General features: G+C 35.5%; 1 protein-coding gene. It reads left to right on the top strand.

The genetic code is table 11. The features are described from left to right. The first annotated feature begins 89 nt into the window (after positions 1-89). The gene (locus ACFQ2O_RS22495) at positions 90-344 is read left to right on the top strand and encodes an acyl-CoA-binding protein (protein ID WP_377533289.1); all 255 of its coding nucleotides are present in this window, start codon (positions 90-92) and stop codon (positions 342-344) included. Positions 345-524 lie beyond the last annotated feature (180 nt).

Below are 524 nucleotides of genomic sequence, written 5' to 3'. Positions count from 1 at the left end.
GTTGCAAACAAAATAAACAAAAGTTATGCATGCAGCGCATAAAATGTATATCTTGAGCTATCACTAGTATATTTATTAAGTAAAAAAATATGGCAACACAAGAAGAATTCGAAAGCGCAGTAGCAAAATCCAAGACCTTATCTGAGCGCCCCAGCAACGATGTGCTCCTAAAGCTATATGCCCTTTTTAAGCAGGCATCAGAAGGAGATGTAAACATAGAGCGCCCAGGTGGCTTTGACTTTAAGAACATTGCAAAGTGGGATGCCTGGAAAAATCAGGAAGGTAAAAGCCAGGAGCAGGCACGTGATGAATATGTGCAGTACGTGGATGAACTGGTAAAATAAGCACCACTATACTTAAGAGTAAAGCCGCAGCCAAGTATGGTTGCGGCTTTTTTTTATTTAAAATGTTATAACATAAGGTAAAGAGATTTTTTAAATCATTTAATTAATGCTTGATATTAAGTTGTTGTAATTTAGTTTGTTACAACATTAATAAGATTTTATTCAGGTGAATTAAGTATG

The sequence above is a fragment of the Pontibacter rugosus genome (genome assembly GCF_042678745.1).
GTDB lineage: Bacteria > Bacteroidota > Bacteroidia > Cytophagales > Hymenobacteraceae > Pontibacter > Pontibacter rugosus.
Note: the sequence above shows the minus strand (reverse complement) of the source record. Positions and strands in the feature narration are given on the sequence as shown.